Here is an 18,659-nt window from a genome sequence, read left to right as displayed (position 1 = left end):
GGGAACAACAGCTAAGACAATTTTATAATAAAACAGCGTCAGAGCATTTATGTGTAAAAAGCATAAATGCTCTTTTTTTGTCCTTTCGAGGACAAAAAAGGAAAGCAGCTTTTGGACAAATTGTCCAGAAGCTCAAATTGAAAAGAAGGAGGATAACAAATGTACAACAAAAATGGTATTCGATGGGTAAGACCAACCACACACGACAGGAAGCACAGAGAAAATAATATCGGGAGGACAGAACAATGGTCGATGAATTGACGCAGGAGTCGTTCCAGACAGGAAAGGCGATTGTGACTGTCAGCGTAGATCTGATTACTGCCATTGCGGATGCGTGTAAGCGGTCTGAACAGCAGAATCCGGGTATGAGTGAGGAACAGAAGGAGACATTGCTCGGCAAGGTTGTCGATAAGGTAATGTCGAATTATAAGGAAACTCATGGCTCATTAAAGGGATTTAACAGAGAGGGCAAGGATGTCACGCATATTGATGTGAATGATGAGCGAACAGCGGAACTTTTGGAGAAAGCCTGTAAGAAAAGTCATATTCCAATGGATATGAAAGAGGTAACGAGAGCAGATGGTTCTATCACGCACACTGCATTCTGTGAAGTGAAAAGCATAGATCAGGTGGCAGCATTACTGAAGATGGCTTCCGAACAGGTACTTGAGGAGCAGAAGGAAATGACTAAGACACTTGTGCTTTACGATGATAAGGGCAAGGAGGTTATGTCGGCTGACTTTGTAAATAATGGTGAGATAAATATAGACGATGTGGAAACACTGTCAAAATTCTCTACGAGATTTGAGATCAAGGATCACAAGAATGAAGTCCTGGAATCTGGAAGTATCACACCAAATGCAAAGGAGGAAATCAAGGAAGCGGCGAGAAAGCATAATCCGAAGAAGGATAAGTCGCTTACGGAGCGAATCAAGGACAAGAAGGAGCAGTCACAGAAGAAACAGAAAGACAAGAACCGGCAGCGTGAGAAAACGAAGAAAAAGAGCCGGGATACAAGTTTGTAGGTGGTGCTTATGGGGAAAAAGAATATCGGCGGTGCCGTACTTGATGACCTGAAGGCATTACCTAAGAAGATACTGAAACCGTATTACAAGAATGGAAAGCTGAATGCGAACAAGGTATCGATTGATGGAATCCCGTTTGTAATCATATTTTATGTGATAAATAAGTATGTACAGGCGGTGGTATCAGCAGATGGCGGCGATATGCTGGATAAGTGTGTCAAAGCATTTTCGCTGATATTCCAGGTCAAACCATATTTTGCACCTTCATTTAAGCTTACACCGCTTATCTGTGGTATCGGAGCAGGTGTGGCATTCAAGCTTTTCATGAACTCCAGAAAGAAGAATGCCAAGCAGTTCCGTCCAAGAGAGGAATATGGCTCTGCGAAGTGGGGGACGGATAAGGATTTTGAACCATATACAGACCCGGTTAAGTGGAACAACATTCCGCTGACTGCGACAGAATGGCTCAGAATGACGAGACCGGAACACCCAAAGTACGACAGAAACAAAAATATCCTGATTGTCGGAGGTTCCGGAGCAGGAAAAACAAGAGGATTTGTGAAACCGTCACTTATGCAGATGCAGTGTTCGTATGTAGTGACTGATCCCAAGGGAACTGTACTTGAAGAAGTGGGTACCATGCTTGCAAGAGGGGCATGGGAGCTTGACGACAAGGGTAACAAAGTACCGAAGGTCGGCAAGAACGGACAGGTCTTAAAGACCAAATCCGGCAAGGTGATCTATAAGAGGACACCATATAAGATAAAGGTATTCAACACAATCAATTTCGCAAAGTCCATGCACTATAACCCATTTGCATATATTCATACGGAGCAGGATGTGCTCAAATTTGTGAATACGCTGATTGCAAATACAAAGGGGGAGGGCGCACAGAGCGGAGAAGATTTCTGGGTGAAAGCCGAGAGGTTACTGTTCACAGCGTATGTGGCGTACATTGTGAAATACTGTAAGAAGAGTGAGAGAAATTTTGTCTCACTTTTAGCCATGATAGATGCGTCGGAGACAAGAGAAGAGGATGAGGACTTTGAGAATGCCATTGACCTTATGTTCAAAGACATAGAATTTGGTAATGATGAAGAGGGCATAGAAGCTGATCCGGATTCTTTTGCAGTACGACAGTATCATAAATATAAACTTGCGGCAGGTGTAATAAGATGAAAGAGACTTTTTAGTACCTTAACAGATTAAAGATTCTCTTTGAGCTTATTACTTTTGGCTCAAATACAGAGGAAAGGAGCAGAACATGAGTAGTGAGAAAATAATTGTATTATATGAACGATTAAGCCGAGAGGATGAGAACCTTGGGGAGTCGTACAGTATATCAAATCAAAAGAAGCTGCTGGAAGATTATTGCAGAGAAAAAGGGTGGACCAGGTTCAGGCACTTCACTGATGATGGTATATCCGGCACAACCTTTGACAGACCATCCTTTAAGGCTATGATACAGCTTGTGGAAGATGGAGAAGTGGAAACCATTATTCTAAAGGATATGAGCCGGTTAGGGCGGGATTATCTTGTGGTAGGTCAGCTCCGGGAGTTCTTTCGCAAAAAGGGAGTTCGTCTGATTGCAATTAACGATAATCATGACAGTTACAATGGAGACGACGATTTCCTTGTATTCAGGGATGTTATGAATGAAATGTATGCCAAGGATATCAGCAAAAAGATAAAATCCACATTCAAATCCAAGGGAAAATCCGGAAAGCATGTGGCAAGTGTTACACCATACGGATACCTGAAAGATGAAAATGACGGAAACCATTGGATTGTGGATGAAGAAGCTGCCGAAATTGTGAGGCTGATATTCAAATGGACTATTGATGGGCTGGGTCCTTATCAGATAGCAAAACTTCTGCAGGAGAAAAAAGTGGAAATACCGGCAGTGCATATGGCACGCTTCGGGCAGGGGAATAACAGAAACAAGAAAGTGAAAGACCCTTATGGATGGGGTTCTTCTACAGTAGTCGGGATATTGAAGAAAAGGGAATACTTAGGTCACACGGTCAATTTTAAAACACAGAAGCATTTTAAGGATAAAAAGAGCCATTATGTATCAGAGGACAACTGGGTAATATTTGAGAATACGCAGGAGCCGATTATTGACCAGCAGACCTTTGATACAGTGCAGAAATTACGGGAAAATGTAAGGAGATACCCGGACGGATGGGGAGAGCATCATGTTCTTACCGGTCTTATGTATTGTGCTGACTGTGGTGCAAAAATGTATGTGCACCGGACAAGCAATGGAAAGAGGATTGCCCAGTATACCTGTTCTGCTTATACCAAGGTACCTTGCGGAACATTGTGCAAGACACAGCACAGGATTAACGAGTCAGTGGTGCTGGAACTGATAGGAGACACACTCAGGGCAATCTTTGAATATGCAAAGTATGACCGGAGCGAGTTCATAGACACCATAACAATGGCACAGTCAACACAGGAGGATGCAGAGGTAAAAAAGGTCAGGGCAAGAATCGCAGTGGCTGGAAATCGCTGTGAGGAGCTGGAGAAGCTAATCTGCCGTATTTATGAGGACAATATTCTCGGCAAACTACCGGACAGCAGATATGAGGTTCTTGATAAGCAGTATGCCAGGGAAAAAGCGGAGCTGGATGCAGAGATTAAGGAGCTGGAAGCGAAGCTCACAGAATATGAGAAAAGCAGAAATTCTGCCGGCAAGTTTATTGCACTGATTGATAAATATGAGAAGTTCGAGGAACTGACACCGGCAATGGTAAATGAATTTGTTGATAAGGTGCTGGTGCATGAAAGAGACAGAAAGGGGAGCATCCAAACCACGCAGGAGATTGAAATCTATTTCAATTTTGTTGGTCGGTATGTTCCACCGGCAATGATGACAGAACCTACTGCTGAAGAGCAGGCTGAGATTGACCGGATTAACAGAATCAAGGACAGGAGACATCAGCAGTATTTACGAAGAAAAGAAAGTGGATGGCAGAGGAAATATGAAGAGCGTGTAAAAAATGAAAAGCGTGCAAAAATGCAGGCAATGAAAGAAGAAATCCGCAGGCAGGACAGGGAGAACGGAGTCTATGCAACGGCAGGCAGTCTTGCATTGGAACCGACGATTGGAATGCCTGAATAGGATTTCGCAGAAAGCACTTGAGAGAAGTCTTGGGTGCTTTTTTCATGCTCAAATTTCCGCAGGAAATGCAGGGCAACCGGAGAAGTTGAACTGTGTTATCCGTCCTGTGGGATGACAGATTTCAACTCCTTCGGAGCAGAGTACAGAGGTGCAACCTTTGTCGGAGTTGAGAGGCAGAGCCTTCATCAGGTCAAGGGCAGAAGCCCTGCCCAGTTTATTGTCGTAGCGACAATAAGTACTGGGTATTACTTGCCGCAAACGCAAGGGTTTATCGGCTCCGCCATCAAAAAAACAAAACAGTGGAGAGGAGAGAAAAGACAATGAAAGCTTCAAGGCATAATGGCAGAAGTGGAAAGCATGGAGTCTATGATGTAAAGCATAATGACAGGGATTTTGATGTGGAGCACAGTGAACATATTGATTCGGAAAGAACAAAGCAGAATGTTTACTGGGACTGCTATCAGGGTTACAGTTTTGCGGGCAGTTCCCAAGAGAGGCAGTTTAATTTTACAGAAATTGAGCGTGCCTATTACTATGAGCATTATTCAGATTTTGTGGATGCACAGAATGAGAGGAATGAGCAGGCAAGGCATCCGGAGAGAAACAGAACGATTGATGATGTACTGAAAAACAATAAGACCTGCCCGGAAGAAAGCGTGATACAGCTTGGCAATATAGACCATGCGGTTACACCGGATGTGCTAGCTAAGGTATCAGCAGAGTTCTTTGACGAGTTCAATAAAAGATATGGCTCCCACATTCATATATTGGACTGGGCACTGCACCTGGATGAGGCAACCCCGCATATTCATGAGAGGCATGTATTTGACGCAAAAAACAAATATGGAGAATTATGTCCCCAGCAGGATAAGGCACTGGAAGAGCTTGGCTTTGAACTGCCTGACCCAGCAAAAAAGAAAGGGAAATACAATAACCGGAAAATGAACTTTGATGCAGAATGCAGAAAATTGTTTTTGGAGATAGCACAGAGAAACGGAGTGCAGGTGGAGTGTGAGCCGGTTTATGGTGGTGCAGGCTATCTTGAAAAGCAGGACTTTATAATTGAAAATCAGAAAAAGCGAATTGCAGAGAAGCAGGCAGTTCTGGATGAGATTACCATGAGAGTTTTGGATATGGAGAATTTTGTGGAACAGGTAGCTGAGGATGCCTATGAAAAAGCGTGTGAGGCAGTATCTGATACAATGGCAGAGCAGACCAGGGCGGAAGATATTGAGGAGCTTCGCAGATATAAAAAGTGGCTGACCTCGGATGAGAGAAAGACACCAAAGGACAAGCGGGATTTTGTCGGAAGGTGTCTTGATAATTTGGAAAACAGGCTCAGGGGCATGGCACAGAAAGTAGCCGGGAAAGTAATGGAAACATTGCAAAATCCACGCATAAAGGAGCAAAAGAAGTCTGAGGTAAAGGAACATGCAAGGAAGTCAGTCCGTGCCCTTCTTGAGGCAAACAGGAAGCTTGTAGAGGAGCAGAGAGCAAAGGTGGCAGAAACACCAGCACACAAAAAAGCAAGGGGAGAGGAATTGGGATAAGCATGAATGTATTTGCAGTAGTGAAAGAAAATGTCACTGCAAGGCAGGTGGCTATGCAGTATGGCATCAAAATCAACCGGAGTGGGCTGGCTTGTTGTCCGTTTCATAAAGACAAGACTCCCAGCATGAAGATTGATAAGAGATACTATTGTTTCGGCTGTGGAGATACCGGAGATGCGATAGATTTTGTGGCAAAATATTTCGGGCTTGCACCAAAGGAAGCTGCAATGAAGATTGCATCTGACTTTGGACTGAATTATGACGCAACCAACCGGGCACCACCGAAAAAGATGGCACCAAAGAAAACACCGGAGCAGATACTGGATGAAGAGCAGAAGCAGTGTTTTTGTGTTCTGTCAGACTATTATCATCTGTTAAGGAAATGGAAAACAGAATATGCACCGAAGAGCATGGATGAGGAATGGCATCCCTGCTTTGTAGAAGCTCTGCAGAATATCAGTAAAGTGGAATATCAGCTTGATACTCTCCTTGAAAAGGATATCCCTGACAGAGCTTCTGTTGTTTCTGACATTGGAAAGGGGGTGAAGTCGATTGCAGGAAGAATTGAAGAGTATCGGAGAAGTCAGGGCGATGCTGGAGAGCACAGAAAAGGGAGAAGTCAGGAAAACAGTCGGTAACTATCGTCTGATTTTGATGAATGACCCTAATCTGCAGGGTGCATTCCGTCTGAACATGTTTACGGATAAAATCGACATTACAGGGGATTTGGGATGGTATCGTGAAAGCGACAGCCTGACGGATGTTGATTTGAAATTCCTTGTTGTCTACCTTGAAAAGCATTATGGATTATCCAACGAAAAGCGGATTGAGGATGTGATAAAGGTCGTGGCAAATGAAAACAGATACCATCCGGTTCTTGACCGCATCAATTCCATAACATGGGATGGCTGGGAGAGGATACGCTATGCACTGCATCACTTCTTAGGGGCAGAGGTCAGTGAGTACACCTATGAGGTAATGAAGCTTTTTATGATAGGGACGATAGCAAGAATTTCATGCCCGGGCATCAAGTTTGAAGTAATGCTCTGCCTGGTAGGTGGTCAGGGAGCCGGTAAATCCACTTTTCTGCGTTTCCTTGCCATGGAAGATGACTGGTTTACGGATGACTTGAAGAAAATGGATGATGATAATGTATACCGAAAAATACAGGGGCATCTGATTATAGAGTTCCCTGAAATGGTGGCAATTCTCAATGCCAAGAATGTGGAAGATACCAAGTCCTTTATGAGCAGACAGAAAGACACTTACAAGACCCCATACGACAGGCATCCCAAAGACCACAAGAGGCAGTGCGTGTTTGCCGGTTCATCAAATTCGCTGGATTTCCTGCCTATGGACAGGTCGGGAAACCGAAGATTTCTGCCTATTCTTTGCAATATGGAAGAGGCGGAAACTCATATACTCGATGATGAAAAGACATCAAGGGAATATATCGACCAGATGTGGGCAGAGGCTATGGAAATCTACAGGAGTGGCAAATGCCAGCTGAGGCTTCCGAAAGAGATGGAAAAAGAGCTTTGTGAGTATCAGAAGCAGTTTATGCAGGAAGATACCAAGAAAGAGCTGATTCTTGACTATTTGGAGCATTACGAGGGAAGCATGGTATGTTCAAGGCAGTTATATTCTGAGACATTGGGAAATGACGGAAATCCGGCACAATGGGAAATTCGTGAGATTAATGACATTATGAATAACTGCAGTAATTGGATTGCCTTTAGTAATCCAAGACATTTTCCTGAACCATACCGCAGGCAGAAAGGATGGGAGAAGCCTGACAACAGAGGTCAGGATTTTCAACCGATAACCAAGGAGCAGATGGAGCAGTTATCATTGCCACCGGAGTGGATGGAGAGATAAATGCCTGATAGGTTGTCGGCTGGTTGTCTATCCCGTTGCCAACCCCGTTGTCGGTTCTATGTTCTATAAAACCTTATATTTACTATGTTTTTAAGGGATATATATAGTTCTGACAACGAAAGCAACGGAATATTTGAGAAAAAGTAAATTTAGGAAAAGTAACTATAAATAAAAGGAATTGAGAGTTTTTAGAGGTCGGTTGTCAGCTTCCGGTTGTCAGCTGAAAGAGGCTCTTCCTTACCAGGCAGACATAAAGGAGAACACAAATGGAGAATAGAAAATCACACACACCGGTAGCACTCAGAAAGCAGATAGGTGGCACAATGTATGTTGTGAGAGTGCATTTCAATGAGGATGCCGAAGAAAGCATGAAGGACAAGATAAAGAGGCTGATTGAGAATGATGTTAGGGCAAATCAGCATACGGCATAGGTAGAAAAGCATATGGAAAACTTGCATATATTGTGGTATAATTAGTATGTTCAATAAGAGCGAAAAATAAGAATATTCTTAACAGATGAATTTATGGAAGGGTGAATTTATCATGAGGAAGAATGTAAAAATCATTGTTGGTGTCGTTGTGCTTATTCTTGTACTCGTTGTTGGTTCTTTTGTAGGACTCATAATTAACCGTACCAACGACCATAAATTTGGGAGATATGTATCAACGGAAGGTCCTTGGGGAATGACTGCCACCTGGGTATCGGAGGACAGTGCCAGTTATCTTGTCTGCAAGAAGGAAAACGATGAACCGTTTGCCAATGTTACAGCCTATTTTCAGGGTGTGGACGGTTGGCAGGTCTATGAGTTGAATAGCATCGATAGAATTGTTTATCTGGACATTGTAAAAGATGGCGTTGTTGTTGACGGCACCAGCGGCTATATGAAATTTGATGGAACTACATTTACTATTACAGATCTGGACAAAGATACCTTTGGTGCAGATGAATTTCATTATGTCATTACCGATAAGGAGTTCAGTCCCGATTAAAGTGTCAAACCTATTCCAGTTTGGGCATGAGGTTGCCGAAAATCAAAAGTGAATAAAAATGACTTTATAGCCATTGTGGAGAAATCTACAGTGGCTTTTTTCATGCAATGAAATGTATGGGTACTAAAAAGTCTTTGACATTTTGTTTCAGGTAAGACAGCCAAGAGTATTCTGGTTTCCTGTGGTGCGAGACTTGCACCATTTGACATCAAGGAAGTCAGGGAGATAACAGCATATGATGAACTCGACTTAGGGGACATCGGTAGAAGAAAGACAGCACTGTTTGTCATTATTTCGGATACAGATGATTCCCTTAATTTTTTGGTATCAATCATGTACACACAGCTTTTCAATCTGCTCTGCACGATTGCAGACGATGAATACCATGGAAAGCTCCCGGTACATGTGCGGTGTATCCTGGACGAGTTCGCAAACATCGGACAGATTCCGAAGTTTGACAAGCTGATTGCAACCATACGAAGCAGAGAGATATCGGCATCCATTATCCTACAGTCTAAGGCACAGTTAAAGTCAATTTATAAGGATAACGCAGAGACGATCGAGGGTAACTGCGATACATTTCTGTTTTTAGGTGGCAAGGAGAAGTCAACATTAAAAGATCTGTCGGAAGTGCTGGGTAAGGAAACGATTGACACGTACAACACCTCTGATACCAGAGGAACATCTCAGTCCTATGGTCTGAACTATCAGAAACTTGGGCGGGAGCTTATGAGCCAAGACCGCCTGGCTCTTATGGATGGCGGCAAATGTATATTGCAGGTGCGTGGAGTAAGACCGTTCTTTTCAGATAAGGTCGATATAACCGCAAACGAGATGTACAAAGAGCTTTCGGATTTTGACAAGAAAAATCAATTTGACATTGAGAAATATGTTTCCGAATATGGAAAACCAAAGTTTTCTAAGATCATATGATGAGATTCCTCCGAGAGTTGAATACTCACTTACAGATAAGGGCAGATCCGTTGTACCGATACTTAAGAGTATTTGTCAGTGGTCAGGAACCTTTTACAAGGAAGACAACGAAAACGAGATGACACAGTGCCAGAAATGTGACCATAGGGGGTAGACATAATGATAAAATATACAGAAGAGAAAACATTTACACAGGATCAGGTACAGGAGCTTTTTAAGTCGGTTGGGTGGATCTCGGCAGAATACCCACAGAGACTTCACAAAGCACTTATGAACTCACAGACTGTTCTTACCGCATGGGATGGTGGGTGAGCGCCTTGTCGGACTTGCAAGAGTGTTGGATGATTCAGAGCTGGTGGCATTTGTACACTATGTTCTTGTGCATCCTGAATATCAGGGGCAGAAAATAGCCGGAAATATGGTAGAATATATTAGAGATAAATATAAGAATTATCTGTACATAGAGGGAATGCAGGAGGACAGCAAGAATGTCGCTTTCTATGAGAGACACGGTTTCCACGTTATGGAAGGTGGCACACCGATACAGATATGCAATTTTTCGGATAAGAGGTAAAAGGGATGCACGATTATTTGACAGAGACAAAGATGCTCGACTATTCAAATGAGAATATCAAGCAGCTCATCAGAGAGAGAAAGTGGAGTGACATGGCAGAGTTTGAACGCCTGAAGGCCATTTATACATTTGTCAGGGATGAGATATTGTTTGGATATAATGTGGATGACAGTGTCTCGGCGTCCAGGGTGCTGCGTGATGGCTATGGACAGTGCAACACCAAGGGAACACTGTTCATGGCGCTGCTTAGAGCCTGCGATATCCCGTGCAGAGTGCATGGATTTACCATTGATAAAAAGCTGCAGAAGGGCGCTATGACAGGAATCGTATACAGAAATGCACCACAGAATGTATTTCATAGCTGGGTAGAAGTGTATTTTGAAAACAGGTGGTATGAGCTTGAGGCGTTTATTCTGGATATGGGATATCTGAAAAAGTTGCAGGCGAAATACAGTGAGTGTACGGGTGCATTTTGCGGATTTGGAGTGGCAGTTAAGGACTTTAAGAATCCTGTTATAGATTTTGACAGGAATAATACATATATCCAGAGCGAAGGTATCAATCAGGATTTTGTAGTGTATGATTCGCCGGATGAACTGTTAAAAGAACACCATCAGGAGATGTCAAGGGTGAAGGCGTTCCTGTACAGAAACTGGGGAAGGCATATGATGAACAGGAATGTCAGGAAGATCAGGGGTAAGTAGAATAGAATATGGGAGGTACACACATGGCAAAGAGAAAAACACTGCCAAAGGATTTTGAGCAGCTTGTGCAGACGGCAAGTGATGAGGACATCAAGAAGGTATTGGGCAAATGCGACATCAATGCATATGGCGGATACAACAAGGGAAATGCGCTGGAATTTCCACTTTCAGAGAAGATGATGCGGTGGCTGATAGAGCAGGGGATCGACATCAACTATGTTGACCAGTATGGCTACACACCGCTGCTTTATCATGCTGGAAGAATGTCATCAGAGAAACAGGCAATAGCGCTGGTGAAGCTGGGCGCAGACATAACAGCCACCCAGGGCCTTGACAGAGAGACCGTAATGCATGTGGCTGTGAAGACTGGCAATCTTGAGCTTGTCAAATGTCTGATACAGGCGGGAGCAGATGCAGAAGTGACATCCAGATCAGGGGAGACTCCGCTTGAGAGAGCGTTTCACTGGGCAAGGACATTTGATCTGATAAAGCTTGCGCCGGTAGCAGAGTATCTGATCGGGATAGGAGTTCCGGTCACAGATAAAATAAGAACATATATGAGAAGCGCGGCTGAGGATATAGAGTTTCGCAGGAAAGATATGAGTCCAGATATTATGCCGGAGCTCGACAGGGCGATGGAGAGTCTGTACGGACTGCTCGGAGTTGCCTCTGTTCCAAGGCGGGTAGAATATGACGGCACATCGCCGATCGTCATTCATGAGAAGCGCTGGCAGAAGCAGCATGGAGAATTGTGGAATCTTCTTGTGCCTGGTTCGGGACATGCGGGCACAGTTCAGGGCGAGGTCATCCGTATATCGGGAAAACTTGCCTATGAGATACTAGATAATGGATGCTGCAACTGGGATTCAGATTTCAAGAGCATGGCAAATGCCCTGTATCGATACATATGTATGGGCACACCACTTGACGCGGACGAGCAGAGAGAATTTGCCGGGCTCATAAAAGGCATCAAGGATGCCGATGAGACGGATATAAACAGACTCACAGAGCTTTCGGTCAAATGGGTGACACTGAATCTGAATCCTATGGCAGTGGGGGAACTTGATTATAAAAGATAGATCAATTACTGTGACTTCCGTCCATAGCGGAAGTCACAGTAAGCTCCATTTTCGGCAAGGGTCTGAGTCCTTATGAGCTTCAAGTCCATCATGTCAGCAAGAACGAAATCCATACGGCACAGATACTTTGCCAGTTCAAAGCATCCCTCGTCACGGCAGAGATTACAGATCCCGCAGTTGTGATAATCATAGCCGAGTACGAAGTCATCGTTTGGCCCGCCCTCGATGATGTCAAGAACCCAGTCATTCTTATAGCGTCTCAGATGGGATTCCTCAGACCATTTCTTCCTTCCCGGAAGCTTTTTTTCATCGAGATAGCTGTCTGCATTTCCAATAACCATATGAAAAAGTTTATTGTTGTACAGCCCGTCTTTGTACAGGCTGAAACATTCCTCTGGTGAAAGAGAAGTCTTTCTGTTTAGTGCGATGAAATATGCGCCCATGCAGTATGAGCTCATGAGGTGCGACTTTCCTATGTCATCGGCACGCTCAAGGACTGCCTTGTATTCGTTCTTTATAGCCTTACTGTCAAGGATTAGATGCTGTGCTTTTGCCTGCTTCATGCATGAATTGTGATAGAAATAGCCAAATAATTTCTGTGTAAATCCATATTTCATAGTTACATATCCTTTCTATTCTATTTGACACCAGTCAAACTATCAATACAGGTCAATTATTGGCCTGTCGATTTATTTAAAGCGTATCTCGATTATCTGACACATGCAGGATTTGTCCAGGTGCTTAAAAACAGTGTTGAGGACAAATCCATATCGTTTGTCAAGAGGTCTGTACCCTGTGAGATATCCGTTCCTTATGATAGATTTGAATGAAGAACTCCAGCTATTAAGTTCAGAGAGTTCGTCGACACTGAAATAAACACCGATGTTGTCGTCACAGTCCTTGAGCCATGTCTTCAGCATGTTCTTAAGACCTTTTTTCTTGGTCGCGTCAAATACCAGCTTGCCTCCAGGAAAATGCTCTGCCATGGCGGTAAACAAAGTCTTAACCTGCTCAGTTTTGAAATAGTAAAAGACACCTGATGTAAAGAATACGATTCCATCCTCAGGATGGAAATCTATCTTGTCAAACCATGAGAGATCGTTGAGGTCACAGGCGATATTTGTCTCGCGTTCACGTTCACCTAAAAGTTCATTGCGGACAGCTATGGCGTCAGGAAAATCCAGATTGTACGCACGTGCCTGTCCGTTATCCACCTGGCTGAATGTTGTGTCGAGACCACAGCCGAGGTTCACAACACAGGCTCTTGGATGATCCTTGAGATACGATCGGCAGACGGATGCCAGATCATATTGTCTGGTGGCAGCCATGATAGCACCGATTTTCTCCATGATTCCTTTCCTGTTATAGTCTATCTCTACCTCATTGTATATTCTCTGGCAGTCAAGATCATTAAAGTTTCCCGGATACATCTCCATGGCACGCTTTCTTCCGTACAGTGGAAGAAGAAGAGTTTCCTGGACAGAGCCCTTTTCAATTATTTTTTTTTCCATTTGTTTTTCCTCCTATCTTCAGTCCTGCCTCTATTCCGTGCAACAGAACATTCATAGCTTCCATAAAAGCAGTTTTCATCTTCTGCGTGACTCCATTCTGGCATGAGTCATCTGCTATCATTTCACAGACCATTGAGAACTCAGCCAGAGAGAGCATGTACACGGCTTTTTCTGATAATTTTGCTGTTGCGATCCCACGTTTGTATAATTCGTCGTAATACTTAATTGCAAAACCGGCGCTTCTTTCTATATAGATACTGCGGAATTTCTCCAGACATTTGCCTGAGTCATTTTTCAACAGCATATGAAAGAGCTGCATGTCGCTCTCAAGCATATCGAATATCTGTACTGATATCCTGGAATACAACACATTGAGCAGCTCGTCATCTGACATGGCAGTGAAGTCTATTCCGATCATGGATTCAGTGACGTCCATGAGCTTTCTGCCGCTTTCCTCAAATATCTCGTCAAACATTTCCTCTTTGCCTGAGAAATGCTTGTATATTGCGCCAGCAGTGATGCCGGCTCTTGCGGCGATCTTACGCATGGACGCCTCCTGATATCCAACCTCAAGAAAGACTTCCATGGCACTTTTCAGTATTGCCGCCCTTGTTTCCTTTGTACTTTCCCGAATGATAGCCACCTCCATTTACTATTTGGTAAACAGTGTTTACTTTATATCACATGGGATTTGCAAAATCAAGCGGCCAGAAGATTAAATGAGTTAATTGAAAATTTCTATCATTAAGCGACCGATTGACGAAGACTTGACATGCAGCATCATTCCACGTCAAGGGTGATTAGAATGGGATGACGTTTAGTTGAAGGAGGTTTACATAATGTCAAAAAAGCTTATAGCATATTTCAGCGCAAGTGGAACCACGAAAAAGGTTGCAGAGATGATATCGGAGGCAGCAGGCGCAGACCTGTACGAGATCAAACCAAAGGAGCTGTACACCAAGGCTGACCTTGACTGGATGAACAAGAAATCCAGAAGCAGCGTCGAGATGAGCGACAAGAAGCTTAGACCGGAGCTTGATGATTCAAATGCACATATTGAGAATTATGATGAGATCGTACTTGGATTCCCTATCTGGTGGTATGTGGCTCCGACGATCATCAATACATTCCTTGAGAAGTACGACTTCACAGGCAAGAAGATCACATTGTTCGCAACATCAGGTGGAAGCGGATTTGGCAACACGATCAAGGAACTCCAGCCGTCGGCACCGGGAGCTGAGTTTGTAGAAGGCGGACTGCTCAACATGGCAAACAGACAGGAGATCGAGAAGTGGGTAGATAAAACCCTCGCATAAAGAATAGATGTATGACAAATTAGTGAAGGATGATAATAACTTTCATACATCCAACGAATATATGAAACAGAGTTACATTTGGAAGGAGAAAAACAATGGCAAAGATAGTACAGACAGCGGGAAGAAATGCACTCGGAGAGTTCGCTCCTGAGTTTGCACATTTTAATGACGATGTTCTCTTTGGGGGGAACTGGAACAACAATGACATCGATGTAAAGACCAGAAGTATCATAACTGTTGTGGCACTTATGGCACAGGGAATCACTGACTCATCGCTGAAGATCCATCTTCAGAATGCTATTCCATCACGCAAAGAGCGGTGGCGGACAGATCCTTGTATGTGTCGGTGGACGCGGATACTATCAGGAGGAGGGCAAGCCTGCAGTTGAGATGAATCCAGGCGACTGCATCAACATTCCTGCTGAGGTAAAGCACTGGCACGGCGCAGCTCCTGACAGCTGGTTCAGCCATCTTGCAATCGAGGTTCCAGGTGAGGAGACATCAAATGAATGGTGCGAGCCTGTGACGGATGAGGAGTACGGAAAGCTTCAGTAGGGCTGTAGTAGATAACGCAAGTGACAATATCATATGAATATATAGAGACCATTCGGGTATAAATATGATTCGCGGTTGAATGCGAATGGATATTTATATCCGGGTGGCTTTTTGTTTCGACAAGAGCCTTGACGGATATATGATAACCACTGTACCTTAAGGGCGGCGGTGTGGTAAGATGTAAGATAGAAAATATTGGAGTGCTTGAAAACACTGTGGAATAATGTAGTATAGAAGGTGAGATGGATGAACAACGGAAAAAAGACATACAATTTCTGGGGCTGGAAGAATGCAGATGCACCGGCCATCACAGATGAATATCCGGGGATAAATACCCCAACAGATCTATACGATGCGCTGAGTCATATCTGGTGTGCAGACACCTGTGCGCCGAGGATGAGGGACAGATGGACAAAGGATAGCATGACGCTGGGGCAGTGTTCCATCACTGCTTTTCTGGCACAGGATATATTTGGTGGAAAGGTGTACGGTATAAAGAGACTAGGCGGAAACTATCATTGTTACAATGTGATAGGTGACTGCGCTTTTGATCTCACAAGCGAGCAGTTCGGCGATGAAGTGTTGGATTATGAGAATAATCCGGAACAGCAGAGAGAGGTACATTTTGCTAAGGAAGAGAAAAGACAGAGGTATGAGTATCTGAAGGCTGCGCTCGGGGAATATACAAAATGATGTAGATAACAAATATGACATTCTGAAAAAGAGCATCAGATAATTAAGCTCGTTGTGATAGTAACGTGTTATCGTACTCGCACATTATGATATATAGTATATAGAGTGCGATATAAATCCATAGACCGGAGAATACATACAGAATGTATAGAAACAACAGGATGGAGAAAATGGCGGAAATAGAGAAAGTAATATTTATGAATATGTGCATGGTATATGATCACGCTGGGCGTGTACTTGCACTCGATAAAGTAGGGAAAAGCTATTCCGGAACGACATTCCCTGGTGGACATGTGGAATCCGGAGAGACATTCACAGAATCGGTGATACGAGAGATATATGAGGAGACCGGGCTGACCATAAGCAATCCAAAGCTCACCGGAATATATCACTGGATGACCGGAGCTGTAAGAAATGTCGGATTTCTGTACAAGACGGATGAGTATCAGGGGAAACTTATATCTTCAGAAGAGGGCAAAGTGTACTGGATATCGGGAGAAGAGTTCCTGCGAAAACCGCTTGCACCAGGAATGGAACAGGTGTGGCAGATGATGCACGATGACAGTGCGTCGGAATGTCTGCAGACACTTACGGAAAATGGCATAGTTTCAAAGATACAATAACAATAAAAGTTTAATGGGATTTATGGGGGAAAGAAAATGTCAATATTTTCAGATATATCAAATATAACAAGTAAAAAACGTAAACTAGAAGTGCCAAAGCCAAAAACAAACTTATTTGTGAGGGGTATAGTGTTGTTTGCATTGGGACTCCTTGGTGCCTCAGTCTACACAATTGAAGATATAGACAAGACACCGGCTCTTGTTTTTCTATGTATTGGAGCGGCTTTGATCATAGCTGGTATAATTTCTTTGATCTGTTATGGAAAACAGGTGACAGTATTTAAGAAATATACTCCGACATGGGAGAAACACAGAAGTATATTTGATGATTTTGCCATAGAATTAAATCATTGGTATGATTCTGACATGCGTCCACGCAGCTGTGATGGAGACACATCATATATTCTTCGCCTTCAGAAGGATAGAATGGCACGGAAGGGCATTCGTATGATACAGCATACATCACCTGTGAAGAGAGAAACGATGGGAACTACAAGAGTGCCTCGAAAGACATCCTGGTACACAGTTGATCTCATGTATGAGGGGGTTGACAGGCATCTGCAATTCCAGAATTCAACCGGCATAATATATGAGCGTGTAACCGAAGATACGATGTACGAGACAGTTGTCCATACTCCAAATGAGCAGGAACTTACACGTATGTCCATGACTTGTCCAAACTGCGGTGCAGTTAGCCCTGTGGCAGCTCTCACGGAAGGCTGCCCTTATTGTCGTACGGTTTTTCGTATCAGTGATCTGTTTCCCCGTGTAACAAATATATTTTTTATTCGGGAGAATGCGTCAGCAAAGAACCAGAGGAAGATGGGAAAAACCACGGGGATAACCATGCTGGTTTTCTTCCTTGCATGTTTTATACTTTCTTTATTTGACAGGGAAACACCCATACCGCAGGCTTTGTTCATGTCATTTTTTGTAGCACTTATTATGGGCGGAATATTTGGATATATAATTTCTATTATCATATTTATGACAAAACAGTTCAACATGGATGGACGAAAGAGGATACCGTTCTGGTCCTATGTGACAACAAAAGGAAAGGTCAAAAGTGCATTTGCACCATATGATCCGTATTTTTCATTTGAGAAGTTTGAGGGACAGATCATATCTCTTATCCGTATGGCGATTATGTCAGACCACCCGGAGAATCTGGCATCATATTGTGGTGGAACATTAAATCCATACTTTCAGGATATTATAGAAATGACATATATGCAGGCTATGACAGTGCAGGATATACATATGGAGGGAAGTCATCTGTGCATGACACTCAGAACATGGTGGATAAATTACAGTGAGAAGAATGGACGCGTCAACAGGTGCGGAGACTGTATAGACGTTACACTTCGGAGAAATGTTGCTTACATGGAACCTCCTGGATTCTCCATTACATCTGTGTATTGCAGGAATTGTGGAGCAAGCTTTGATTCTGTCCGTCAGAGAAACTGCCCATATTGCGGAACCGTATATCACATGGAGAATGAAGGTTTTATAATTGAAAGACTTGAGCTGGTATAGGCAAAGCGTATAGATACAATATAAGCTGAGTATAAAGAAAACGGAGAAACTAACAGGTATAGTATCTTAAAATCTGATTATAACGAGGAATATAAAAGAAAGAAATAAAAAGAAAATAAGAAGAAAATAAGAAGAGAATAAGAAAATACATAATAGGAAAAACATAAAAATAGAAAAAAGAAAAAATATGCTTGACATTGTAAAATGATGGTGGTATCTTATAAAAGCTGTCGCGTGAGACGGTGTCAGAAACATCTATAAAGTATCAGATTTTGACATTTATTCGTTATATAATCACCCGGTTATGATACGAAATCAGTTTATAAGAGCTGACGAAATGACTTGAAAAAAGATGAAAAAAGTTGTTGACATTGAGAAATGAATGTGATAGTATTTAGAAGTTGTCGCTGAGAGGCGAGAGCACAGAGAACCTTGAAAAATTAACAACATGACAACCCTGAAATTCCAAACAAGAATTTCAAGAACGTCGAATCTAATAAAGATTCAACAAACCAATAACAGTAAAGATGGTTAGGAAAAATACAAGCTAGTATGATTTCTGACA

General features: G+C 43.0%; 21 protein-coding genes and 2 pseudogenes. 20 read left to right on the top strand and 3 right to left on the bottom strand.

Annotation, left to right across the window (positions count from 1 at the left end; translation table 11 throughout):
* From DXD11_RS14385 to DXD11_RS13410, 15 genes and pseudogenes are all read left to right on the top strand, one after another.
* Positions 1-227 (top strand): hypothetical protein (locus DXD11_RS14385; RefSeq protein ID WP_243105877.1); only part of this gene is annotated, 227 nt, incomplete at its 5' end.
* An 18-nt stretch (positions 228-245) separates the two neighbouring features.
* Complete coding sequence (locus tag DXD11_RS13475) at positions 246-1,025, top strand: hypothetical protein (RefSeq protein WP_117551378.1); 780 nt, start codon at positions 246-248, stop codon at positions 1,023-1,025.
* A gap of 9 nt (positions 1,026-1,034) precedes the next feature.
* Entirely contained in the window at positions 1,035-2,204 is a 1,170-nt protein-coding gene (locus DXD11_RS13470; RefSeq protein ID WP_118758594.1) for a type IV secretory system conjugative DNA transfer family protein, read from the top strand.
* An 85-nt stretch (positions 2,205-2,289) separates the two neighbouring features.
* Entirely contained in the window at positions 2,290-4,152 is a 1,863-nt protein-coding gene (locus DXD11_RS13465; protein WP_012744311.1) for a recombinase family protein, read from the top strand.
* Positions 4,153-4,472: 320 nt separating this feature from the next.
* Positions 4,473-5,702 carry a hypothetical protein gene (locus DXD11_RS13455; protein WP_004853606.1) on the top strand — a complete coding sequence of 410 codons (1,230 nt, stop codon included), beginning with the start codon at positions 4,473-4,475 and terminating at the stop codon, positions 5,700-5,702.
* A gap of 2 nt (positions 5,703-5,704) precedes the next feature.
* On the top strand, positions 5,705-6,340 hold the full coding sequence (locus DXD11_RS13450; RefSeq protein WP_004853608.1) for a CHC2 zinc finger domain-containing protein: 636 nt from the start codon (positions 5,705-5,707) through the stop codon (positions 6,338-6,340).
* A complete protein-coding gene (locus tag DXD11_RS13445; RefSeq protein ID WP_330426646.1) occupies positions 6,294-7,580 on the top strand; it encodes a virulence-associated E family protein in 1,287 nt (428 codons plus the stop codon). Before DXD11_RS13450 ends, DXD11_RS13445 begins: the two co-directional genes overlap by 47 nt.
* Positions 7,581-7,846: 266 nt before the next feature.
* Entirely contained in the window at positions 7,847-8,011 is a 165-nt protein-coding gene (locus DXD11_RS13440) for a transposon-encoded TnpW family protein (protein WP_004853612.1), read from the top strand.
* A gap of 112 nt (positions 8,012-8,123) precedes the next feature.
* Positions 8,124-8,570, top strand: coding sequence for a hypothetical protein (locus tag DXD11_RS13435; protein ID WP_242992742.1), 447 nt, complete (start codon positions 8,124-8,126; stop codon positions 8,568-8,570).
* Between the two features lie 147 nt (positions 8,571-8,717).
* Positions 8,718-9,503 (top strand): annotated as a pseudogene (locus tag DXD11_RS13430) (VirD4-like conjugal transfer protein, CD1115 family); the annotation flags it as partial.
* The gene (locus DXD11_RS14925) at positions 9,460-9,657 is read left to right on the top strand and encodes a winged helix-turn-helix transcriptional regulator (RefSeq protein WP_081445879.1); all 198 of its coding nucleotides are present in this window, start codon (positions 9,460-9,462) and stop codon (positions 9,655-9,657) included. The pseudogene DXD11_RS13430 and the gene DXD11_RS14925, both read left to right, overlap by 44 nt.
* Before the next feature lie 5 nt (positions 9,658-9,662).
* A complete protein-coding gene (locus tag DXD11_RS14380) occupies positions 9,663-9,815 on the top strand; it encodes a hypothetical protein (RefSeq protein ID WP_004853620.1) in 153 nt (50 codons plus the stop codon).
* A complete protein-coding gene (locus tag DXD11_RS13420; RefSeq protein WP_004853622.1) occupies positions 9,805-10,077 on the top strand; it encodes a GNAT family N-acetyltransferase in 273 nt (90 codons plus the stop codon). Before DXD11_RS14380 ends, DXD11_RS13420 begins: the two co-directional genes overlap by 11 nt.
* A 5-nt stretch (positions 10,078-10,082) precedes the next feature.
* Entirely contained in the window at positions 10,083-10,781 is a 699-nt protein-coding gene (locus tag DXD11_RS13415) for a transglutaminase-like domain-containing protein (RefSeq protein ID WP_118758593.1), read from the top strand.
* Between the two features lie 23 nt (positions 10,782-10,804).
* Positions 10,805-11,860: an ankyrin repeat domain-containing protein gene (locus DXD11_RS13410; RefSeq protein WP_243105876.1), complete on the top strand. Its 1,056-nt coding sequence runs from the start codon at positions 10,805-10,807 to the stop codon at positions 11,858-11,860.
* Positions 11,861-11,865: 5 nt separating this feature from the next.
* Here DXD11_RS13410 and DXD11_RS13405 read toward each other — a convergent pair whose 3' ends face one another.
* The 3 genes from DXD11_RS13405 to DXD11_RS13395 form a co-directional block, all read right to left on the bottom strand.
* Entirely contained in the window at positions 11,866-12,477 is a 612-nt protein-coding gene (locus DXD11_RS13405) for an L-2-amino-thiazoline-4-carboxylic acid hydrolase (RefSeq protein ID WP_118758591.1), read from the bottom strand.
* Positions 12,478-12,549: 72 nt separating this feature from the next.
* Complete coding sequence (locus DXD11_RS13400; protein WP_118758590.1) at positions 12,550-13,371, bottom strand: class I SAM-dependent methyltransferase; 822 nt, start codon at positions 13,369-13,371, stop codon at positions 12,550-12,552.
* Positions 13,352-14,020 carry a TetR/AcrR family transcriptional regulator gene (locus DXD11_RS13395; protein WP_118758595.1) on the bottom strand — a complete coding sequence of 223 codons (669 nt, stop codon included), beginning with the start codon at positions 14,018-14,020 and terminating at the stop codon, positions 13,352-13,354. The genes DXD11_RS13400 and DXD11_RS13395 overlap by 20 nt, the downstream gene beginning before the upstream one ends.
* A gap of 190 nt (positions 14,021-14,210) precedes the next feature.
* Here DXD11_RS13395 and DXD11_RS13390 point away from each other — a divergent pair, with 190 nt between their 5' ends.
* From DXD11_RS13390 to DXD11_RS13365, 5 genes and pseudogenes are all read left to right on the top strand, one after another.
* Complete coding sequence (locus DXD11_RS13390) at positions 14,211-14,687, top strand: flavodoxin (RefSeq protein WP_118758589.1); 477 nt, start codon at positions 14,211-14,213, stop codon at positions 14,685-14,687.
* A 95-nt stretch (positions 14,688-14,782) separates the two neighbouring features.
* Positions 14,783-15,242, top strand: a pseudogene (locus DXD11_RS14920) (carboxymuconolactone decarboxylase family protein).
* A gap of 246 nt (positions 15,243-15,488) precedes the next feature.
* A complete protein-coding gene (locus DXD11_RS13375) occupies positions 15,489-15,935 on the top strand; it encodes a YunG family protein (RefSeq protein ID WP_118758588.1) in 447 nt (148 codons plus the stop codon).
* 170 nt (positions 15,936-16,105) lie between these two features.
* A complete protein-coding gene (locus DXD11_RS13370; RefSeq protein WP_158579448.1) occupies positions 16,106-16,558 on the top strand; it encodes an 8-oxo-dGTP diphosphatase in 453 nt (150 codons plus the stop codon).
* 36 nt (positions 16,559-16,594) lie between these two features.
* Positions 16,595-18,094, top strand: a complete 1,500-nt coding sequence (locus tag DXD11_RS13365; RefSeq protein WP_118758586.1) for a zinc ribbon domain-containing protein — start codon at positions 16,595-16,597, stop codon at positions 18,092-18,094.
* Positions 18,095-18,659: the final 565 nt, after the last annotated feature.

Source organism: Coprococcus sp. TF11-13 (assembly GCF_003481085.1).
Taxonomy (GTDB): Bacteria; Bacillota; Clostridia; order Lachnospirales; family Lachnospiraceae; genus Coprococcus; species Coprococcus aceti.
Note: the sequence above shows the minus strand (reverse complement) of the source record. Positions and strands in the feature narration are given on the sequence as shown.

Coding starts and splice junctions, on each gene's coding strand:
- DXD11_RS13475 (WP_117551378.1), top strand. CDS start 246: ATGGTCGATGAATTGACGCAGGAGTCGTTCCAGACAGGAAAGGCGATT.
- DXD11_RS13470 (WP_118758594.1), top strand. CDS start 1,035: ATGGGGAAAAAGAATATCGGCGGTGCCGTACTTGATGACCTGAAGGCA.
- DXD11_RS13465 (WP_012744311.1), top strand. CDS start 2,290: ATGAGTAGTGAGAAAATAATTGTATTATATGAACGATTAAGCCGAGAG.
- DXD11_RS13455 (WP_004853606.1), top strand. CDS start 4,473: ATGAAAGCTTCAAGGCATAATGGCAGAAGTGGAAAGCATGGAGTCTAT.
- DXD11_RS13450 (WP_004853608.1), top strand. CDS start 5,705: ATGAATGTATTTGCAGTAGTGAAAGAAAATGTCACTGCAAGGCAGGTG.
- DXD11_RS13445 (WP_330426646.1), top strand. CDS start 6,294: ATGCTGGAGAGCACAGAAAAGGGAGAAGTCAGGAAAACAGTCGGTAAC.
- DXD11_RS13440 (WP_004853612.1), top strand. CDS start 7,847: ATGGAGAATAGAAAATCACACACACCGGTAGCACTCAGAAAGCAGATA.
- DXD11_RS13435 (WP_242992742.1), top strand. CDS start 8,124: ATGAGGAAGAATGTAAAAATCATTGTTGGTGTCGTTGTGCTTATTCTT.
- DXD11_RS14925 (WP_081445879.1), top strand. CDS start 9,460: ATGTTTCCGAATATGGAAAACCAAAGTTTTCTAAGATCATATGATGAG.
- DXD11_RS14380 (WP_004853620.1), top strand. CDS start 9,663: ATGATAAAATATACAGAAGAGAAAACATTTACACAGGATCAGGTACAG.
- DXD11_RS13420 (WP_004853622.1), top strand. CDS start 9,805: ATGGTGGGTGAGCGCCTTGTCGGACTTGCAAGAGTGTTGGATGATTCA.
- DXD11_RS13415 (WP_118758593.1), top strand. CDS start 10,083: ATGCACGATTATTTGACAGAGACAAAGATGCTCGACTATTCAAATGAG.
- DXD11_RS13410 (WP_243105876.1), top strand. CDS start 10,805: ATGGCAAAGAGAAAAACACTGCCAAAGGATTTTGAGCAGCTTGTGCAG.
- DXD11_RS13405 (WP_118758591.1), bottom strand. CDS start 12,477: ATGAAATATGGATTTACACAGAAATTATTTGGCTATTTCTATCACAAT.
- DXD11_RS13400 (WP_118758590.1), bottom strand. CDS start 13,371: ATGGAAAAAAAAATAATTGAAAAGGGCTCTGTCCAGGAAACTCTTCTT.
- DXD11_RS13395 (WP_118758595.1), bottom strand. CDS start 14,020: ATGGAGGTGGCTATCATTCGGGAAAGTACAAAGGAAACAAGGGCGGCA.
- DXD11_RS13390 (WP_118758589.1), top strand. CDS start 14,211: ATGTCAAAAAAGCTTATAGCATATTTCAGCGCAAGTGGAACCACGAAA.
- DXD11_RS13375 (WP_118758588.1), top strand. CDS start 15,489: ATGAACAACGGAAAAAAGACATACAATTTCTGGGGCTGGAAGAATGCA.
- DXD11_RS13370 (WP_158579448.1), top strand. CDS start 16,106: ATGGCGGAAATAGAGAAAGTAATATTTATGAATATGTGCATGGTATAT.
- DXD11_RS13365 (WP_118758586.1), top strand. CDS start 16,595: ATGTCAATATTTTCAGATATATCAAATATAACAAGTAAAAAACGTAAA.